At 44.8% G+C, this 18,605-nt stretch carries 11 protein-coding genes; 2 read left to right on the top strand and 9 right to left on the bottom strand.

Annotated elements, in window-relative coordinates; all coding sequences use genetic code 11:
- Positions 1–75 precede the first annotated feature (75 nt).
- From FCN51_RS18445 to FCN51_RS18415, 7 genes are all read right to left on the bottom strand, one after another.
- Positions 76–282 (bottom strand): cold-shock protein, encoded by a 207-nt coding sequence (locus FCN51_RS18445; protein WP_003623691.1) that lies wholly within the window; start codon positions 280–282, stop codon positions 76–78.
- A 293-nt stretch (positions 283–575) separates the two neighbouring features.
- Positions 576–2,099, bottom strand: a complete 1,524-nt coding sequence (locus tag FCN51_RS18440) for a hypothetical protein (RefSeq protein ID WP_160256551.1) — start codon at positions 2,097–2,099, stop codon at positions 576–578.
- A 43-nt stretch (positions 2,100–2,142) separates the two neighbouring features.
- Complete coding sequence (locus tag FCN51_RS18435; RefSeq protein WP_064776028.1) at positions 2,143–4,497, bottom strand: TonB-dependent siderophore receptor; 2,355 nt, start codon at positions 4,495–4,497, stop codon at positions 2,143–2,145.
- A gap of 324 nt (positions 4,498–4,821) precedes the next feature.
- Positions 4,822–7,977, bottom strand: coding sequence for a Hint domain-containing protein (locus FCN51_RS18430; protein WP_160256550.1), 3,156 nt, complete (start codon positions 7,975–7,977; stop codon positions 4,822–4,824).
- 5 nt (positions 7,978–7,982) lie between these two features.
- Positions 7,983–9,254 (bottom strand): autotransporter strand-loop-strand O-heptosyltransferase, encoded by a 1,272-nt coding sequence (locus tag FCN51_RS18425; RefSeq protein WP_160256549.1) that lies wholly within the window; start codon positions 9,252–9,254, stop codon positions 7,983–7,985.
- A gap of 444 nt (positions 9,255–9,698) precedes the next feature.
- Entirely contained in the window at positions 9,699–10,208 is a 510-nt protein-coding gene (locus FCN51_RS18420) for a hypothetical protein (protein WP_201762608.1), read from the bottom strand.
- Positions 10,208–11,437: a hypothetical protein gene (locus FCN51_RS18415; protein WP_012812334.1), complete on the bottom strand. Its 1,230-nt coding sequence runs from the start codon at positions 11,435–11,437 to the stop codon at positions 10,208–10,210. Before FCN51_RS18415 ends, FCN51_RS18420 begins: the two co-directional genes overlap by 1 nt.
- 378 nt (positions 11,438–11,815) lie before the next feature.
- On the opposite strand from FCN51_RS18415, the gene FCN51_RS18410 reads away from it, so the two are divergent.
- Positions 11,816–12,823: a formamidase gene (locus FCN51_RS18410; protein WP_003626057.1), complete on the top strand. Its 1,008-nt coding sequence runs from the start codon at positions 11,816–11,818 to the stop codon at positions 12,821–12,823.
- Between the two features lie 46 nt (positions 12,824–12,869).
- Here the strand turns inward: FCN51_RS18410 and FCN51_RS18405 are convergent, their stop codons facing one another.
- Positions 12,870–13,769, bottom strand: coding sequence for a response regulator transcription factor (locus tag FCN51_RS18405; protein WP_160256548.1), 900 nt, complete (start codon positions 13,767–13,769; stop codon positions 12,870–12,872).
- Positions 13,766–17,248, bottom strand: a complete 3,483-nt coding sequence (locus tag FCN51_RS18400; protein WP_160256547.1) for a hybrid sensor histidine kinase/response regulator — start codon at positions 17,246–17,248, stop codon at positions 13,766–13,768. Before FCN51_RS18400 ends, FCN51_RS18405 begins: the two co-directional genes overlap by 4 nt.
- Here FCN51_RS18400 and urtA point away from each other — a divergent pair, their 5' ends adjacent.
- On the top strand, positions 17,249–18,586 hold the full coding sequence (urtA, locus tag FCN51_RS18395; RefSeq protein WP_199798445.1) for an urea ABC transporter substrate-binding protein: 1,338 nt from the start codon (positions 17,249–17,251) through the stop codon (positions 18,584–18,586).
- Positions 18,587–18,605: the final 19 nt, after the last annotated feature.

Genomic DNA, 18,605 nt, shown 5'->3' with positions numbered 1-18,605 from the left:
ATATTTGAAAAAACGGCAAATAAAAAGCCGCCCCAAAGGGCGGCTTTTTACAGCATCATATGCAGCTTAAAGCGATTAGATTGCTTTAATGCTTACTGCAGATGTCTTGCCGTTACGGCCAGCTTCGAGCTCGTAAGAGACCTGCTGACCTTCGGTAAGGGTATGCATACCGGCGCGCTCAAGCTCAGAGATATGAACGAACGCGTCCTGTCCCCCATTGTCCGGCTGAATGAAACCAAAACCCTTTGTAGGGTTAAACCATTTTACGGTGCCTGTTGCCATAACAAGGCTCCTTTTTTACAACAGCGGTCGTGTACAAAATACACACGAAATCATAACTTTTAAGGAGAAAAACTGACGCAACATGCGCCGATGACTCAGATAAAAGCATCCGCTTGCGCTATCAATGTGCGCAAAACAAAAGGAATGCAAGGATAAACTGAAGGCTGCCTAAAATTAAATCATTATTTCCAGGCCAACGGGCTGTATAATAACGTTTTTTAGTATTTTTATTTTTGAATTTATAAAGTTAAATAAAGCACATGCATAAAATTTAATCTGATACTATTTATGCGTCAGGATGGTGAGTGGGGCAGACGGTCATTCCTGATATAGACGGAAGATCCCGCAGGCATTTGCGTATAATCTGTGTGCAGAATATCCACCACGCAGGACATGAACTTTTTTGGGTCATGCACACCCCAGATAACCCAGCTATCAAAATAAATGGCTGGAGGTTTATCTTTGGGTAAATCAACGCATAAATCTCGATCATACCCATGCCACGGGTGGGCTGCGTAATCGGCTTCCCATGGAAGATAAGCATGATATTTTTTAATGGGTAAACGGTGGGCCAGAAGATACACATCAGGGCTATACGGAACAGCCAAGATCCGTTCATTCGGTTGTGTATAGGTGCGTATGGTTCTGGCAAAATCGACAGTGTCATCCTGTGTCAGATGCCATCCTGCGGCACGTCTTTGCGCCAGTGTCTGCCCCCAAGGGGAGGAGAGGGCATGTTGGGAGAACAGAAATACTCCCCCAACGCTACCGAATGCTAAGAGCGCTAAAATATTTGGGAAATTTTTCAAACAGGTTGTAGCCATCAAGCTTGCCAGCGCAAAAGCAGCCATAAGAAAAGCCCCGTTTTGAAAGCTATTCATGCCCCGTATCTGAAGTGTCATTAGGCCGCAAATAGCCAGCAGGGCAGAGAGCTTAAAGGTGCTTTTCCAAACAAGAAGAAAACTACCCAACCCTAAGGCGATAACAGCCAGTGTTTCTATAATGCGATCGGGCGCAAAGGAAAGCGCCATGCCGTGCAGAAAGGCATCTACGCCAAAGGGAATATAATGCGCATACCATTTTTGGTTGGCAATGATATGGAACGCAATCATGCCACCAATATCACCATAGAGAGCCAGCCATAATGTCATAACTAAACAGGCACAGAAGCACCCCAGCGTAATCTCTTTTATGGTTCCTCTATAAGTTGCGCGACGAAACAACCAAATCAGGCAAGGAATGGCGTAAAAGAAAACGGCGAGTGGACCAAACGCATAGGCCGCGAAAGGTAAAAGCGCTGTAGCAAAACCTCCACAAAACGCCTGAGGCATAGATACAGGTTTATTAAGGCACATTGGCATTACAAAAGTGGCCAAGCTGATAACCGTTAATGCACCGCCGATGGGCCAATAACTATCTAGATTAAGGCCTTGTACAGTCCAAACAGACGCAATACTTCCCAGCCACATGGCAATGGCCAGATAACGTTGCCAATTAAAAGTAAAAAGAGATGTATAAAAAATGGCCAGCCCGGCAAGGCTGGCCATAAGGGTAGAAACAAACCGAAAAACCCAGAGGTGTGAAGCACCTGCAATAGGGCCAAGTATCCATGAGAGCATGAAAACAAGAGGCCCATGCGCATCAATATAGTCCCGATAAAGCCGATCACCATGCTGCATGGCGAGAACACCTAAAAAGTGCCCGGATTCATCACTGAAAGGCAGGCTGCCAAAGCCTTCTATATTTCTGAATATGAAAAAACTTGTGCATACGAAAAATAGAACCAGTGGAGTTATCAACCTATTGGTAACGCGCATGTTGGCTCTATTTTCCGTGCGTTTGATTATGCGGAAAAGAGTATCAGAACTCCGCAGAGAAAGTGAAGTGATAAACACGTGGCAAACCAGCATACAGGCTGGATGCAGCGCCAGATGTGCCACTTGGTGCGCCTGTGTAAACAGAGGCCCAGTAGCGCTCATTCGTAGCGTTGCTCACCCCAAAACGCACAACCCACGGAAACTGTGCCACATGGAAGGCATAGCGCGTGCCCAGATCCAGCGTGGTGTAGGACCCGGTATGGAGTGTGTTGGTAACGTTAGCTGCACGGTTGCCCATGTAATGCACATTGGCATTAAAAGCCCAGCCAGATGCAAAAGACCCCATGGAAGCAGGCAGGCGATAATCCAGCAGCATGTTGGCCTGCAAAGGTGCCGCGCCAACAATTTCCTTATTGTTGAGGGAAGAAGATGCTGCATGCACCAGTTCTGCATCCAGCCAGGTCATGCCAGCAAGTACGGAAAGGTTAGGCAGCACCTCGCCAGAAATCTGGGCCTCCACACCGTAGTTGCGCTGCGTGCCGCCATATTGATAGGTCTGGCAATTGGTCATGGCTGCGCAGCCTGCATCCGGGTTCTTTGCGGCCACATACATTGCGTAAGGTGATGTCATACGGAAACCGGCAACGTTAAACTGCATTGTTTTGTAACGCAGTTTATAGCCCACTTCATATTCTTCAGAATGTGCGATGGGCAGCGCCATGTTTGTATTGGTGTAGCTTGCGCTGTTAGGGGTCACAGGCCCAGCTTCAACAGAGCGACCATAGGTGAAATAGATGGTCTGGTTATCTGTTGGTTTGTACATCACGCTAGCCGTTGGGCTGAAAGCGGCTGATGTATCAAAGGTTTTTCTGAGTGGGCTTTTGGAGTTAAGCGCACTTTCTTGATTGATCCAGCTCCAGGCAAGGGTGCCCATAACAGACCAATGCTTGTTGATGCGCATGGTGTCACCCACAATAAAAGACTGGCTGGTGACACTGCTGGATTTATAACGCCCGTGATAATAAGGCTGTGTGCCGCTGGAAGGGGAGGCACCGGAAAGGTTATATACCCCCAAGTTCTGTGCGCTTGTTACAGCCCCTGTGGGGTTATAATTGCCCATCATGTAGCCGTTGGTGCCAATTACCAGATCATGCTGCAAGGGGCCGGTGTGAACACGCCCGTTAAAATAGGCCATGTTACTACCTACACGGAAATCATTTGCCGTGGTTGTGGCTGTTGCTTTGGAACTAAACCAGCCATCGCTGCCAGTTAGGCCGCCACAGGTTTTGCTGCCATCGCACAACGTATCAGCTACGCCAAAGGATTGTCTGGCGGCATCCTGATACAGGCCGCCAAGTGTGAAGCTCCAATCTTTGTTGATCTGGTGCTTGATTTTGGCAAGAAATGTATTGGTTTCCATATTGTAGCCGCTCCATTCAGGAGCGAGCCGCTTGCTCAGATCCGGTGCTTCAGGCAGTTTATCTCCACCTACGCCTGTTGCCAGAATGCCAAAGCCGGGTGCAGTGCCGCGCTGGTCAAAAGTATAGTGGCTGGCATCAATTTCAATAACCGTCTTGTCATCAAGGTGGATATCAAAATCACCGCTAACCATTTCGCGGCGGACCATACTGCCTTGCGTATATGCTGTGCCGTTGGCGTGCAACATGTTCAGGCGGTAACCAAACCAGCCATTACGACCTATACGTCCAGAAATATCGCCATTAACGGTTGGTGTGCCGATGGAGTCGACACCAACGGAAAGGCGCTCAGTACGTCTATCTGTCGGGCGTTTGAGGGTATATTCAAAAACACCAGCCGGGTTTTCTGGCCCATACATTGCGCCTGCCAAGCCGTTCAGAACCTGCAGGTTGTCTACCCATTCTGCCGCATAAGGCGTGGTGGCAACAACGTTCAGGCCATCAAGGCGAGAGTTGGAGATCACATCAGCTTCAAACCCGCGGGACTGTGGGCGAGATGTGTTTGGGTCACCACGCACTTCCAGCTGCACGGAAGGGAGATATTGCGCCATATCATTGAGGTTGCGGATCTGCTGGTTCACCACAACATCGTGCGGAACCCCCATGACGGAATAGGGTGTATCCAGAGTATCTCGGTTACCCAATGGGCCCAGGTAAACAATTTTGTTCATATATTTGGCAGCCGTGCCATCGGCTGCATGGTGGCCGTGAACATTCACAGTTTCACCATTGGAGCCATCGAGTATCCCTGCAATAGGGGCTGCGGTAGCTTGTTTCTTAGGGGCAGATGTTTTGATAGCGGCTGGTTTAGTGCCCGTATGCGGCTTTGTAGAAACAGGCGTTGCAGCCAGTGCTGAGGTAGTCAGCAAAAGGGCGCCAAACGTTCCGGCGGCGCAAAAAGTATGGAAACGATCGTGCATAGATCTGGCAGGTCCGGGTTTAAAGTAAAGAATAAGGGGTGAGCCTCTTTTGCCGGGCCTGATGTCAGTTTGTCTATATATATTGGTACATAAATCTGTATATGCATAAATATGGATGGAGAGTGATGCCAAAATAATACAGTTATGATGAAGGGGCCGCGCAGAGATAAGAGGCGCTGTTGTTTATTGGAGATTTTGCTTTTGCATGCTGCCTCAGATTTTTTGAGCAGGATGAATGTGCACACGATGGTTATGAAGTAATAAAAAACAGGCTCTACATATTAGAGTAGAGCCTGCATGAAAGATAATGATGACTTCAGTTTATCAGGCAGACTGTTTGGCATCAGCCTTGTTCTGATGATTGACCAGAAAAGGCCCTGCTGCGCGAAGAGTTATGGATAGAATGCCTATGTTAGTGCAGGAGAGATGCTCTTCCAAAGGCAGCAAAGCGTTACCATTGGTCCATGCGCAATCAGTCCACTCCGTATTATGCCAACCGTCTGGTTTTTCGGCCTGAAGGTGAGGCGTGATTTGATACTGCTGTTTGGCAGAAAGAAGCCGTATATCTCCCACAGCAACACCCATCAGGCGACGGTCATCTACAAATGGTCCGATGACGTCTGTTGGACGGTTGGCGCGGGAAATAATGCGCACATATTTGGTGTTGGTTGGCAGCATGAAGCTATAGTGCTGTCCATCCTGCCGTAGAGGGCGAAGTGTGGCCCCGCTTTCTGTGATGAGGCGCAGGTCAGGATCATGTATGAGTGCAGCAGATATTGCTTTGCTGGTAGAACAGCTATTTCGTGCTGCCAGCTTGTGGAACAGGGGTTCAACAAAAGCACGATCTACGCACAATGGCGCTCCGGCATCATCTTCCCAATTGTTGCGAGCATTACGTAGCCGAATAACGGCACCTTCCTGATGGAAAGCACGGCGGTTGCCTGTATCCAGGTAGCTTTCGGTGAGCATGCCATCGGCGGTAATAACGGAATGCTGATCTGTTTCTACATGATAGTAATCATAGGAAGTGATGGATTTATCGTAAAAAATCGAAATCCCGTTCACCAGCATACGCACGGGTACAAATTTGCTATCAAAAAACAGGCAGTGCTCAGCGGTAATCAGCATATCCTTGTAAAGCACGCCATCTGCAATGGCATTTTTACACACCCGTACAGGATATCCGGCTTCGTCATCTGGTAGATCTGGGCGAACGCTGCATTGAGCTTTGCCTATCCATACAACTGGCCGTGTGATTTCCTGTTTGGTGTGCCAGTCATAGGTAATAACGTCATCACCAGTAACAAGGTTTTCGACAGCAACATCTCCATCAGGCGTGCGGATCATACTTCCGCGCAAGAAGCAGACCTCGTAAATCAGGTTGCCATCATCCCCAACAACCAGGGCATTACCGTACTTCGATACACCATCAATAGTTAAACCTATGGAGTGGCCATTTTTCAGGTTAATCCATACTTTATTAGTATCATTGGCATCATAGGATACGTCTTGGACATCTCCCTCTTTTATTCCGTCCAGCACAATGCCATCTGAATCTCCACCAGATGTGCCGTTAAAACCAGAAATAACAGTGCTGACAATGCCGCCTTCTGTCAGTCCGGAAATAACCAGACCGGTATTTGTAGTATCACCATCCATAACAATGGTGCCGCCAGCATCGGAATAAATGGCTGCTGTGCCACCATTTTGCAAAGTTACGCTGCCGCTTAGCTGCCCGCCGCTTTCAATGCTTAATGATGCGCCGTTCTGAATGGTCGCGTTACTTAAAACACCTTGGCTGTGAATGGTAATTGCTCCGCCACTTTCAGCAGTCGGATTGATAATTGTTGCACCAGCATTGGCATATTCATTGCCACTATCACTTATAATGGCGTTAATAGAGCTTCCACCCGCAGAAACAGCTTCAAAGGCGTTTGTGCCGCTTACAACAGTGTTGTTTGTTGTGGCGCCATCATAAACAACTAAATTGCCATTTGCGTTAATTGTCGTGCTTGTTAAAGTTGCATTAGAAGCAAAACCATAACCATTGCTATTAAACGTAACGTTTTGAATTGTGCCACCAGTGGCGCTTAAAGTGCTTCCATCCTGAAAAGATGCGCCTGTAAGTGTGCCACCAAAAACATTTACACCACCATTACCATCGGAAAGATTGCTTCCGCTTCCCGTAATGTCCGTAGCAGAACCACCATTATAAAGATTAATGAAGCTGCCTGTGTTGATATGCAGGGCAGAAACATTGCCGCCAGAAACATCAAAACCGCCGCCATTATCAGCATTTATATTGGCAACACGTCCACCAGAAACGGTTATGATTCCACTTTGTATGGAGCCATTAACCATTGTCCCATTATCATAAACTGTTGCATAACCACTGATAATTTTAGCATCGGTGGCAAAACCACCGCTTGATACAATGATATTGGCGTTTGAAGTTAAAATTTGGGCAGAAATACTGCTGCCGCCGTTGTCTACATACTCTGTGCCGCTGCTTGAAACGATATCAGAAGTTGCAGTGCCGCCAGCAGAGATATGCACATATCCTCCGCTTGCTAACATTGCAGAGGTTAAACGGCCACCCTCATTAACAATGATGCCACCACTACCATGAGTGGCGTTTACAATAGTAGCACTGCCGCCAGATAGATTGATAATGCCACTTTGAACAGTTGTATTGGTGAGTGCACCACTTGTATAAACATTTACAGCACCAGCAGAAAGAAGTGTGTCTGATGCGTTGCCACCGGAAAGATTAAGTGTGGCATCAGGTTCTTTCAGGGTGGCAGATATGCTGGTGCCACCACTGTAAACATCCATATTGCCGTTTGAGCCAATAAAGCTTTGTTGCGCTGTGCCACCACCAGAAACTTGAATACTTCCGCCAGATATGGCGCTGGTAACAGAAACTGTTACACCGCTTTCAATCTGGAGAATCCCGCCATTTGTGGCTGTAGCGCTGGTGACTTGCCCGCCCAGAACATCAACGAAAGTACCTGAATCGGTGACTTCAATGCCAGTTAATGTGGCACCATCATATATGCCGACCCAGCCACCATCTTCATTGGTCCAATTTGTACCGCTTCCGCCTGAACTTAGATAAGCGTGAGCACCACTTCCTGAAAGGGTAAGATTATTGGCTGTTCCCCAAACAGTTTCCTGCCCATTTACACCAATAATATCATTATCACTTATGCCTCCGGAGGAAACGAGGATATTCCCGCCTGCGGTTGCTGATGTAAATGAAATCTCTCCAACAGTTTCAAGTGTACCGCCAGATATTAATGAACTGATGGCAGACCCGTTATCATAAACATGTATGTATCCCCCAGCCTCAGCAGTTACACCGCTGGCTGTGCCGCCTGAGCTCACAAAAAGCCCAACGTTATTTATAACGGTTCCGCCATTTTGTTCGGTGCTGCTACTGTCACCACCGATTGTGGTGTTTTGAGAAATATCCGGCATATTCGTTATCTTTTATGAACAAGAGGTTTTATTGTTGCAATGACTTGCTGGGCCGTAATAAGGCGCGTGCATTCAAACTGGCGCGGTGTATTGGCATGCCGTGGGCACCACAGAAAATCATGGTGGTCAAACCGTTCTTTCGGATCATTCCAGCAGGAGTTACAGGTATGCCAGTTGATGATACGGAAAGGTGTTTCAAATTCGGTTGTCGGGTGGCTAAAGCCTGCAATCATCACCACAGGGGTTCCGGTAGACCATGCCAGCCAGGACAGGCCAGAGCCAAGCCCGATGAAAAACGCAGCATGCTTTAACCAGCGTGCCCGTTCTGTCAGAGGGCGGCTGCCTGTTTGGTCTTCTGCGCCATATGGAATGTGATTCCAGACAATACCAGTGCCATGCACAGTTTTCTGGTCGATACAGATTACTCGGTATCCTTGGGCTTTCAGCCATTTAATGACTTCATCCCAGCCTGTTGGATTGTTCCAGTATTTGCACTGGGACGATGCCTGGGCCGCAATGCAGACATAAGGCTCCTCAATAGGGCGTCCTTCGTCTGGAAAACTGATTTTTGCAGGTTCTTCCTTTGTGCTGACACCTAAAATATATGCTGCTGTCTTATGCAATCCTACCAAGCGGAAGTCGGAAGGTTGCCAGTCACAAGCGGCATCATCAAAAAAGAGGCCAAGGTAATAGGTTGCGTAAGCTTGTTCGGTGAGTTTGTTTGTTCGCACATCATCATGAGTGACAAAATTGATGTGTGGGTAGGCGTTCTGAAATAATGGAATCAGAAGTTCAGACATGGCACATGTTACCTGTGCTTGTCGCACTTCTGCAAAACGTGCCGCATAGGGCACCCATGCTAAGGTATCCCCTAATGTTCCGACAGGGAATATAATGAGAATCTGCTTATCTTTTGAATCATAAGCGTGGGAAAAAACCTGTGTACTGGTAACTTTTCCGTCTTCTGCTGTATGATCCTGCCAGACTGTAATGCCAAAGCGCACGTACCAGCGTTTGGATGAGCGCACGAGTGCTTGGCTCAGCCCTGCCTGAGCAAACAAGATATTTCCGGTATCCAAATCTGTGAGCTCAATACGCCAGGTCCCTTCAGTTTCTTCCAGTAAGGGTAGGTGAACCCGGCACCCTTCGTTAAAATCAAACCGAATATTTTTGGGGGCTTGCTGCGTGGGCAGTGCTGCCGCTGTGGGATATGGGGGCGTTTGTGCTGGTTTGGACTGATTGGCTTGAGTGTTTGTTACTGTTGTCTGCTCAGTCATGCTTTATACCACCACATAGAGAATTTTTGACTATCTTTGGCTTGGAAATACACGCGCGTTGCCATTTTCTTAACAGATAAATTGCGCAAGGATAAATCTCTGCCTGATGAGTTGTTAACTAATTACAGCAGAAACTTACAACATTTAATGATGTTAGTGCAATTGAAACATAAATATTCATAAAAATTTGCGCAATTGAAGCACGCTAACCAGAGAATCCTCATGTATGATTGGTATCTAGGACTATTGGAAATTAGGTTGCCTGTAACGGATTCAACTTTGAATATTTAAATGCATTTTAGCCATATTGTACAAATTTAAGCAGGCTGTTTCTGATGATACAGCCTGCTTAGAAACTGATTTTTGTATCGTTTTTTTGCATATTTTATCGTTTAGATCGCAGAACTGAGATGACACGGCAAATGTGTCATAGTGTATTTTTATTTACTCAGTTCCTCGCACTTGATCATCAAGGATTGTGGTGCGTTTTTGAAAAGAAGTTCCTGCTTCTGGGCATACCTTGCGCTGCTCTACGCTGCGGATGGACGAGAGGCGTGTTTGTAAAGCATCTAACCCCATCTCCGTGGAATCTTCTCGTAGAGGCTTTCCTGCTGGGGTAAGGATCATAGCTTTCGTCACACCTATGCCTGGTATTGGGTCAAGTTTTACAAAAAAGCCTTTATCTTCTTCTGCTTTTCCAGCCTCTATATCAGAAGATTCTTTCCGCTGTAGAGTTTCGATTTTGTCAGAAATTTCCACGTCTTCTACAAAAAGATGTCGGCAATCAAGGTTCTCCAGTGGTGTTTTTTCTGCCCATGCAGTGTTTCCAACCACGCTGCAGGCTAGAATGGCAACAGCACCTACCATGCGTTGCTTTAAGGTTAGCATCGTCTGTCTCCCAGCGGCCGTTTCTGAGCCGTCTATTACATAGTTGGGTTTATTGTGTGCATTCATCAGTACTGAAATTGCATACCCAGCAAGAAGGCATTGGAAGCTTTTGTACCCGTTGGTTTGTACCTTACATAATCAAAGGTAAACCGCAGGTTATGGCCGTCCAATACATAGTTTGCACCAGCGTCAAACTGGGTGGTTTTAGGGTGGCCAGGGCCATAGAGGTCTTTTTTGTAACGAAACTGCTGGTAACGTACTAAAGGCTGAAGTCGCCCCCATCCTAGTGTGTAAGGGATCAGATATGCCGTGCTCGCCAAAAAGGCTGTACCGTTGTTAATGCCACCAACATTTCCATAATCTGCTGAACGTTGATGATAGCCGGCTGCAATATCTTTTACGCCATCGGTGTAATACTGGTAGTAAGCACCTTCCAAAGTATAAACGCCATAGCGTGCTCCGGGTCCAATTCGTTTTTCAAAAAGACCATCAATATTCCAGGCTTTGTAATCACCCTTTTGTTGTGCTGTGCCTACGCCATCTGTTTCGTACTGGCCTGCAAGACCAATTGCCAGAATATCTGCTTTTCCATAATAAGTGCTGGCCGTATAATAGGCAGGTGAGGGTTCGGGATCGAGAAAATTGTATTCCAAGCGGCCAGCAAACAAAGGATGCTCCCCTGTATTGGAAGCCCCCCTCTGCCAGTTATGGCCACGATAGACGCCAGCCACATAGCGGAAATGATCTTTCAGTAGTCTCCCCCAGACAGCAAGCCCATCATCACGTCCAGACCACGCCCCAGGGTATTGAGCTACAATGGGGAACGCATATGTACTCAGGAAATATGGACCATCAAGGTTGGAGCGATCACTTGGGGTCAGCATGCGGCCGCCCCAAACATTAAAAGCTTTCCATGGTTCAATTTGCAAAATGCCATCAAGGACATTCCAGTTTCCATCACGCAAACGTTCAAGATTCAATGTGGTCTTAACGTATTTATGAAACTGTGCTCCCATATAAATACGCAAATTACTTGCGCTGGCAGCACTTGAGTTACTAGGCGTTGCCGCTGGATCTTTTGAAAGGTATTGGGCTTTAACCCCAACACCAATTGTAAAAAACTGATCTTTTCCAAAATTCACTGTCACGGCTGCGCGCGCATATTGTGAAGTTATTGTTCCCAAAATGAAGCAGGTAGAAAGGATGCGACTATAGCGAGAAAGATGTGTTGTGAGTTTTCCCGAAAATCTTGGACTGACCGGAATCATATGTTCCCTCCTGTATCCGAGGTTCATTGTTGGGTGGCAGTCATAACATTACGATATCGAATCTAAATGTGCGCATGCGTGAAATGACTTATTTCAAGGAAATAAAGAGTTGTTTGGATATTCTTCTATATATTGAAACATATATAATAAACAAAAACTCATTTTTTAGACAACAAAAAACAAATTCACATAGTATAATGTGTGGGGTGGATCGGGATTTTGCGTAAAAGTTATATTCTTATTATCTGTAAAGAATAAATGTCATTTTTCGTACGTCAAACAACGTATGGGCCTCTCACCATATTATGTCGGACGATCATATAGCGGGTTTAAGAAATATATATTTCTAAACCACATATTAACGAACCAGAAATAGGTTCTCGACATGAGATATGGGAGAGATTCATGGGAAGCACCGGCAGTGTAAGTGCGTGGGAAGAAGCCCTTCTTGTTGCATTGATTCAGTACCCCGTCCCGGTCATTAAAGGGCCTGAAGATATTCAGACACAGGTTGACCAAATCTGTCGTGCGGTTGATTCTACCAAAGCCGGATATCCGGATCTCGATCTTATTGTTTTTCCGGAATATTCAACGCAAGGTCTGAATACAGCAATCTGGACTTATGACGAGATGCTATTGACTCTCGAAAGTGAGGAGATTTCGCGTTTTAAGGAGGCTTGCCGCAGGAATGCAGTTTGGGGTGTGTTTTCTCTAATGGAGAAGAACGAAGACCCCTCATTACCTCCTTTTAACACAGCTATTATTATTAATGCAGATGGCGAAATTGCCTTGCACTATCGGAAATTACAGCCTTGGGTGCCAATTGAGCCTTGGTCTCCGGGTAATTTGGGTATGCCAGTTTGTGAGGGGCCCAAAGGATCACGTCTGGCTGTGTGTATTTGCCATGATGGTATGTTCCCAGAACTGGCGCGTGAGGCGGCCTATAAAGGGGCTAATGTTTATATACGGATTTCTGGATATTCAACACAGGTTAATGACCAGTGGATTTGGACGAACAAGACAAATGCCTGGCAGAATCTAATGTATACAATGTCTGTTAATCTAGCTGGTTATGACAATGTATTTTACTATTTTGGTGAAGGAACAATCTGCAATTATGATGGAAATGTGATCCAACAGGGCCATCGTAATCCATGGGAAATTGTTACAGCGGAATTGTTCCCTCGTTTGGTTGATAAAGCACGTGAAAACTGGGCTTTGGAAAACAATATATTTAATCTTGGATGTCGCGCTTATGTTGGAAAACCTGGTGGCGAAAAAGAAAACTACCTTACATGGGTAAAAGATCTTGCCGCTGGAGAATATAAGCTTCCTTGGGATAATAAAGTGAGAATTCGAGATGGTTGGAAATATTATCCAGATGGCGTAAAACTGGGGCCAATGCCAAAGTAATTTTTGCAAAAACCATCAATCTTAAATGATTGATGGTTTTTTTATTTTAAATAAACAAGGCCTGGAGAACGCGTGCAGTTGCAGCGGCACGGTTTTCAACACCTATTTTTATGTAAGATTGCTCAAGGTGTTTATTAACCGTTCTATGGCTGATGGAAAGTATTTCAGCAATATCACGATTGGTTTTGCCTTTTGCAATCCAGAATAAAACCTCTGCTTCCCGTGCTGTGAGATTAAGGCGTTTTTGTAAGGAAATAATTTTATCATCGTCTTTTTCAATGGTCAGACGAAGAAGAAATTCTCCAGCATCAGGTTGTCCCATATAGGCCAAATTCACATTGAAATTCTGATTTTTATTCGTGTATTTGTAATATGGTTCAACTGTTATGGGTTCTGTTACACAACGCTGATACCAGCGTACAATATCTTCTGGAAGAGATGAACTTCCAACAGCAAGTGTGTAATCAAGCATGCAGGGAACTTGTGGTGTAAACCACAGAATTTTTCCATGTTCATCCATGGCAAGAAAATGACGTCCTGAAAAATCAATTGCTCTATATACAGCGCGTGTGGTGCGAGCATTCTTAAGGTGTGTTTGAACACGAGCTAGAAGTTCGGCCGGTTGTATAGGTTTGATGATATAATCAACGCTGCCCACGTTAAAAGCTTGCACAATATCTTTTTGTTCAGAAAGTCCAGTCATAAATATAACTGGGATATCATGATATTTGGGCATTTTCTTCATTTCTGTGCACATTTGAAAGCCATCTATTTCTGGCATAAGTGCATCTAGAAGAACCAAATCAACATCTACTTCTAAAAGTATGGAAAGAGCATGTTCGGCTGATTGAGAAAGTAATGTAGTAAATCGGCCATTTTCTAATATATTCATTACAAGAGAAAGGTTTTCAGGGCTGTCATCTACGACAAGAACGATACCATTCATGATCTTTCCTCATAACTATCCAGAAAATTTTGTAGTTTGTGTATTTGAGATTGGTTCGCCATATCACGGATAAGTTGTATATCTTCTGAATCAGAGTCATCTATTTTATCAAGCAGGCGCACTATACCAGCAACATGTCCAATCCTAGATAAACGACGTAATTCAGAAAGATCTTTTTCATGTAAAGTTTTATGTAAAACATGTGATTTTTTATAAGAATTTTGAGTAAGCGTTAGATTGTTAAGTGTTTGACCTATTAGAAGCAGAAGGTCTGGTATGGAAACAGGTTTGGATAGAATGCTATTACATAATCCTTCACGGTTATTTCCTAAAGAGGTTTGTTCAGCAGCGGAAATTACAAGTATAGTGGAATTATGATTTATGCTTTTACGTAGATGACGTGCCAGTTCCCATCCGTTCATACCCGGCATATTGATATCTATAAGAAAAATATCGATCTGCATATGTTGTGCAATTTCAAGGCATTCCTGGCCACTTCCTGCAGAATATATAAGGAAGCCAAAAGGTTCTAGAATATCATTTATCATTCCGCGATGGACACTGTCATCATCAACTACAAATACAGTTGGGCGCCTGCTTCCTTCATGTACAAGAATATTGCATGTAGACGGCGGATTTTCTTTTGATTCTGTTTGTGAAAGCATAAGACGTACACGACAGGTTGTGCCTTGTCCGACTGTACTTTTGATGGTGAATTCACCCCCCAATATCTGAACAAGAAGGCGTGTTATTGTCAGACCTAGACCGGTTCCTTGAATTCGGTGGGAGTCTGGGTGTGAACTTCTTTGAAAAGGTTCTTGAATCCGTTCTATATCGGAATCTGGTATTCCTATTCCTGTATCCCTAATTTCAAAAGTTGCAATTTCCATGTTCCATCGAACAGAAAATGATACGGATCCACTAGGGGTAAATTTTATGGCGTTTGACAGAAGATTAATGAGAATTTGTCGTAGTCTCCTTTGGTCTGTCATAACATATTCTGGAAGATTTTCTGGTATGTCTTCAATAAAAACAAGTTTTTTATTATTTACCTGGAACCGTAGCATTCCGGTTAGATGTTTTAAAAATTCTTGAAAATTTATTTTGTCGTGTAGAATATCGAGACGACCAGCTTCTATTTTAGAAATATCAAATAAACCTTCAATCAGGCCGCTTAAGTGTTCTGCACTTCGTTGAATAACTTTTAAGCCTTCATTCTGCTTTTCTGGAGCAAGCATTTTATTTTCTAAAAGGTAAGCATATCCCATAATAGAATTAAGAGGTGTACGAATTTCGTGACTAACACCTACCATAAAACGACTTTTTGAGAGATTAGCTGCTTCTGCACGTTCTTTAGCTTTTTTCAGTTCTTGGTCTGTGCGTTTATGCGCCAGTATTTCTTTCATAAGAAGCTGGGTCTGAAACCTGTTTTCATTTTCTGCTGCACGATAACTACGTTGGCTGAGGACTAAAAACCATGCAATCACAGTTAAAGGTGCACTGAGAAGAAAAAATGTTTTCCAGAAAATAATCGAAAGCTGGTAGGATGAAATATGCGGAAACTTTACAATATTCTGGTAAAGAGCATATAAAATAATACCTGCACAAAAAAGAAGTGCAGAAAAAATAAGAAAATAACGGCCGATAACACCAGATACATGGAAAGCGAGAGATCGAGGTAGAAAGCTGTATGCTACTTTTTTGATTTGTCCTGTTAGGCGTGTTGTTTCCGGTTTGCAGGCATCATGGCAACGAGAGTCTAGTGTACAGCATAATGAGCAAATAAAACCTGTATAGACAGGGCAGAAAGCGATATCTTCTTGTTCGAAGGTATTTTGACAGACTACGCAAACACAATGTTTTTTTTCGTTTTGAAGGGAAAGTGGAGCGCGAGCTAGATAATAACGTCCTTCAGTAAGCCATCCGATCAGAGGCACCAGCAAAAAGGATGTTGTTAAGCCCATAAAAGGTGAAAATGCGGATACTGTGCTACCAAATACCCCTGTGTAACTTGCTGCGGCTATAAGAAGACCGCCTGTCATGCTGCCCATGCCTACGGGGTTAATATCGTAAAGATAGGCGCGGCGAAATTCGATGCCTTTTGGGCTGAACCCAAGCGGTTTATTAATAATCAGATCAGATGTAAGTGCTCCTATCCATGAAGCAGCAATTGTTGAGTGTAGAAAAAGCATGTGTACTATCGTGCTATAAACATCCATCTCCATTAAAAGCAAACCGAGCCCAACATTGAATATAACCCATACAATGCGCCCAGGGTGACTGTGTGTCATGCGGGAGAAAAAATTGGACCATGCAATAGATCCTGCATAAGCATTTGTTATATTGATTTTTAACTGCGACAGCACGATGAAAATGATCGCGAGTGCAAAAGCAAAACCATGAATAGATGTTACCTGCTGGAAGGCGAGGAGATACATGTTTGTGGGTTGCTGTGCTTCTGTGGGTGGCACACCGTGAATGATGGCTATCCATGCTAAAAACATGCCTGCAAGAATTTTTAACCCACCGGGAAAAATCCAGCCGGCCCCACATACAAGCAGAACGGCCCACCATGTCCATTTTTGTCGTGGTTGTTGAGGTAACGGAAGAAAGCGAAGAAAATCTGCCTGTTCCCCAATTTGGGTAATAACAGAAAAGATAATTGAGAGAGCCCCGCCAATTCCAGCTAACTCCAGAACAGGAAGCTCATGATAGCCAGCGTAATGCATCCAGTTGGTTACAGGGGCAGGGTGTTTCCATGCAATAACCAGAAAAGGAAGTAACTGTAGGATAAGCCATGGCGCAACCGTCCATCTCTGAAAACGGCTTATTAAAGTAAAACCTTTGGCAACAATAGGAATGATAACAAGCGCAGAAAATATATAGCCGAGCCAGAGAGGAATACCCAGACACATCTTGAGTATATCGGAAAGAATCGCACCTTCTATGGCAAAGAATATGAAGGTGAATGATGCATAGATAAGAGAGGTGAGGGTTGAGCCAATGTAACCAAAGCCAGCACCACGTGTCAGCAGATCCAGATCTATACCAAAACGTGAAGAATAATAGCTGATGGGAAGGCTCAGCAGAAAGATGAGCACAACACCTAATAGCAACGCCAAGCAGGCATTGGGGAAACCATATTTTAAAAAGACGATGCCGCCAATCATTTCAAGGGCGAGAAAGGACACGCCGCCGAAAGCCGTATTCGCAACGCTGAGGGGAGACCATCGCCGAGCAGCTGCGGGTGTAAAGCGCAGGGCATAGTCTTCCATTGTTTCATCTGCGACCCACCGATTATAAGTGCGGCGCGATCTGATAATTCGTTGATGTGGGAACATGCGTCTCCCCACGACACTATGAACGCTTCCAGCTAAGCTTGGACCAGAAATGGGTTGGATGTATAGTAAATAACGATTCCGAAATGAAAAGAGTTTTTTCAAGACACCTTTGTACGTCAATCGACGTATGGTGAACACATGCCTACTTTCCGACAGTCACGCTATTGCCATGGAGTGTATCGGCACTCGCAGCCAAAGGTAGTAGCTCTTATGCCTGACAAAAAAACTCATCTTTTAAAATTGCAAGCTAGCCGTCGTCAGATGCTTACTGGCCTTTCGGCGCTTTCTCTCAGTCCTTTCCTGTCTCGTGTTGCATATGCAGATGCTCCATCGACCGCTGCGGTCAATACGACGGGACTGGCAGTTACAGATGATACTGTTACCGTTGGAATCCTGCATTCCATTACAGGCACTATGGCGCTGAGTGAGATAGGATCGGTTGAAGCTGAGAAGTTGGCCATTGCACAGATTAATGAAAGTGGTGGCGTTCTGGGTCGGAAAATCAAGTTTATTCAGGAAGATGGTGCAAGCGACTGGCCAACTTTTGCAGAGAAGGCACGTAAACTTCTTGAAAATGACAAGTGCGCATCTGTTTTTGGTTGTTGGACGTCTGCATCCCGCAAAGCTGTTTTGCCCGTATTCGAGCAGTATAATGGATTGCTTTACTACCCGACTTTTTATGAAGGGCTCGAACAGTCACGTAACGTGATCTACACTGGACAGGAAGCTACGCAGCAAATTCTTGCTGGTCTTGACTGGATCAGTAAGGAAAAGAACGCAAAAACATATTACCTTTTGGGATCTGATTATATCTGGCCTCGAACAGCCAACAAGATCGCTCGAAAACATATTGAGAATCACCTTAAGGGATCCCGTGTTGTAGGTGAAGAATATTTCCCACTAGGAGATTCTCAATTCAATTCCGTCATCAATAAAATCAAACTCATGAAGCCCGATGTGATTTATGCGATCATTGTAGGTGGATCGAATGTAGCTTTTTACAAGCAGCTCAAGGCCGCTGGGTTGGATTTATCAAAGCACAATCTAATGACTATTTCTGTTACTGAAGATGAAATTCTCGGTATCGGCGGTGAAAATATTGCGGGAGCCTATGCTTGTATGAAGTATTTTCAAAGTATTGATACACCTGATAACAAAAAATTTGTTGCGGCTTTCAAGAAAATGTGGGGCGAAAAAAGTGTGATTGGAGATGTTACACAGGCAGCTTATTTAGGACCATGGTTATGGAAACTTGCTGTTGAAAAAGCGGGAACTTTCGATATCAGCAAGGTTATTGATGCTTCTCCTGGGGTGGAGTTCAAAAATGCTCCAGAAGGTTACGTACGTATTCATAAAAATCATCATCTATGGAGTAAAACACTGGTTGGGCGTGCACGTACAGATGGCCAGTTTGATGTGATTTATGAAACGCCAGAGCTGATGGAGCCTAATCCGTTCCCTGTTGGGTATCAGTAAGCTGCATCGTACAGTGTTT

Origin of the sequence: Acetobacter pasteurianus (assembly GCF_009914215.2) — a bacterium.
Taxonomy (GTDB): Bacteria; Pseudomonadota; Alphaproteobacteria; order Acetobacterales; family Acetobacteraceae; genus Acetobacter; species Acetobacter pasteurianus.
The sequence above is the reverse complement of the archived record's forward strand: the minus strand, read 5'-3'. Positions and strand labels throughout refer to the sequence as shown.

Excerpts from the sequence above, each read along its gene's own strand:
- FCN51_RS18410 (WP_003626057.1), top strand. The coding sequence starts at position 11,816 with ATGGGAAGCACCGGCAGTGTAAGTGCGTGGGAAGAAGCCCTTCTTGTT.
- FCN51_RS18435 (WP_064776028.1), bottom strand. The coding sequence starts at position 4,497 with ATGCACGATCGTTTCCATACTTTTTGCGCCGCCGGAACGTTTGGCGCC.
- urtA (WP_199798445.1), top strand. The coding sequence starts at position 17,249 with ATGCCTACTTTCCGACAGTCACGCTATTGCCATGGAGTGTATCGGCAC.
- FCN51_RS18425 (WP_160256549.1), bottom strand. The coding sequence starts at position 9,254 with ATGACTGAGCAGACAACAGTAACAAACACTCAAGCCAATCAGTCCAAA.
- FCN51_RS18440 (WP_160256551.1), bottom strand. The coding sequence starts at position 2,099 with ATGCGCGTTACCAATAGGTTGATAACTCCACTGGTTCTATTTTTCGTA.
- FCN51_RS18430 (WP_160256550.1), bottom strand. The coding sequence starts at position 7,977 with ATGCCGGATATTTCTCAAAACACCACAATCGGTGGTGACAGTAGCAGC.
- FCN51_RS18445 (WP_003623691.1), bottom strand. The coding sequence starts at position 282 with ATGGCAACAGGCACCGTAAAATGGTTTAACCCTACAAAGGGTTTTGGT.
- FCN51_RS18420 (WP_201762608.1), bottom strand. The coding sequence starts at position 10,208 with ATGAATGCACACAATAAACCCAACTATGTAATAGACGGCTCAGAAACG.
- FCN51_RS18415 (WP_012812334.1), bottom strand. The coding sequence starts at position 11,437 with ATGAACCTCGGATACAGGAGGGAACATATGATTCCGGTCAGTCCAAGA.
- FCN51_RS18405 (WP_160256548.1), bottom strand. The coding sequence starts at position 13,769 with ATGAATGGTATCGTTCTTGTCGTAGATGACAGCCCTGAAAACCTTTCT.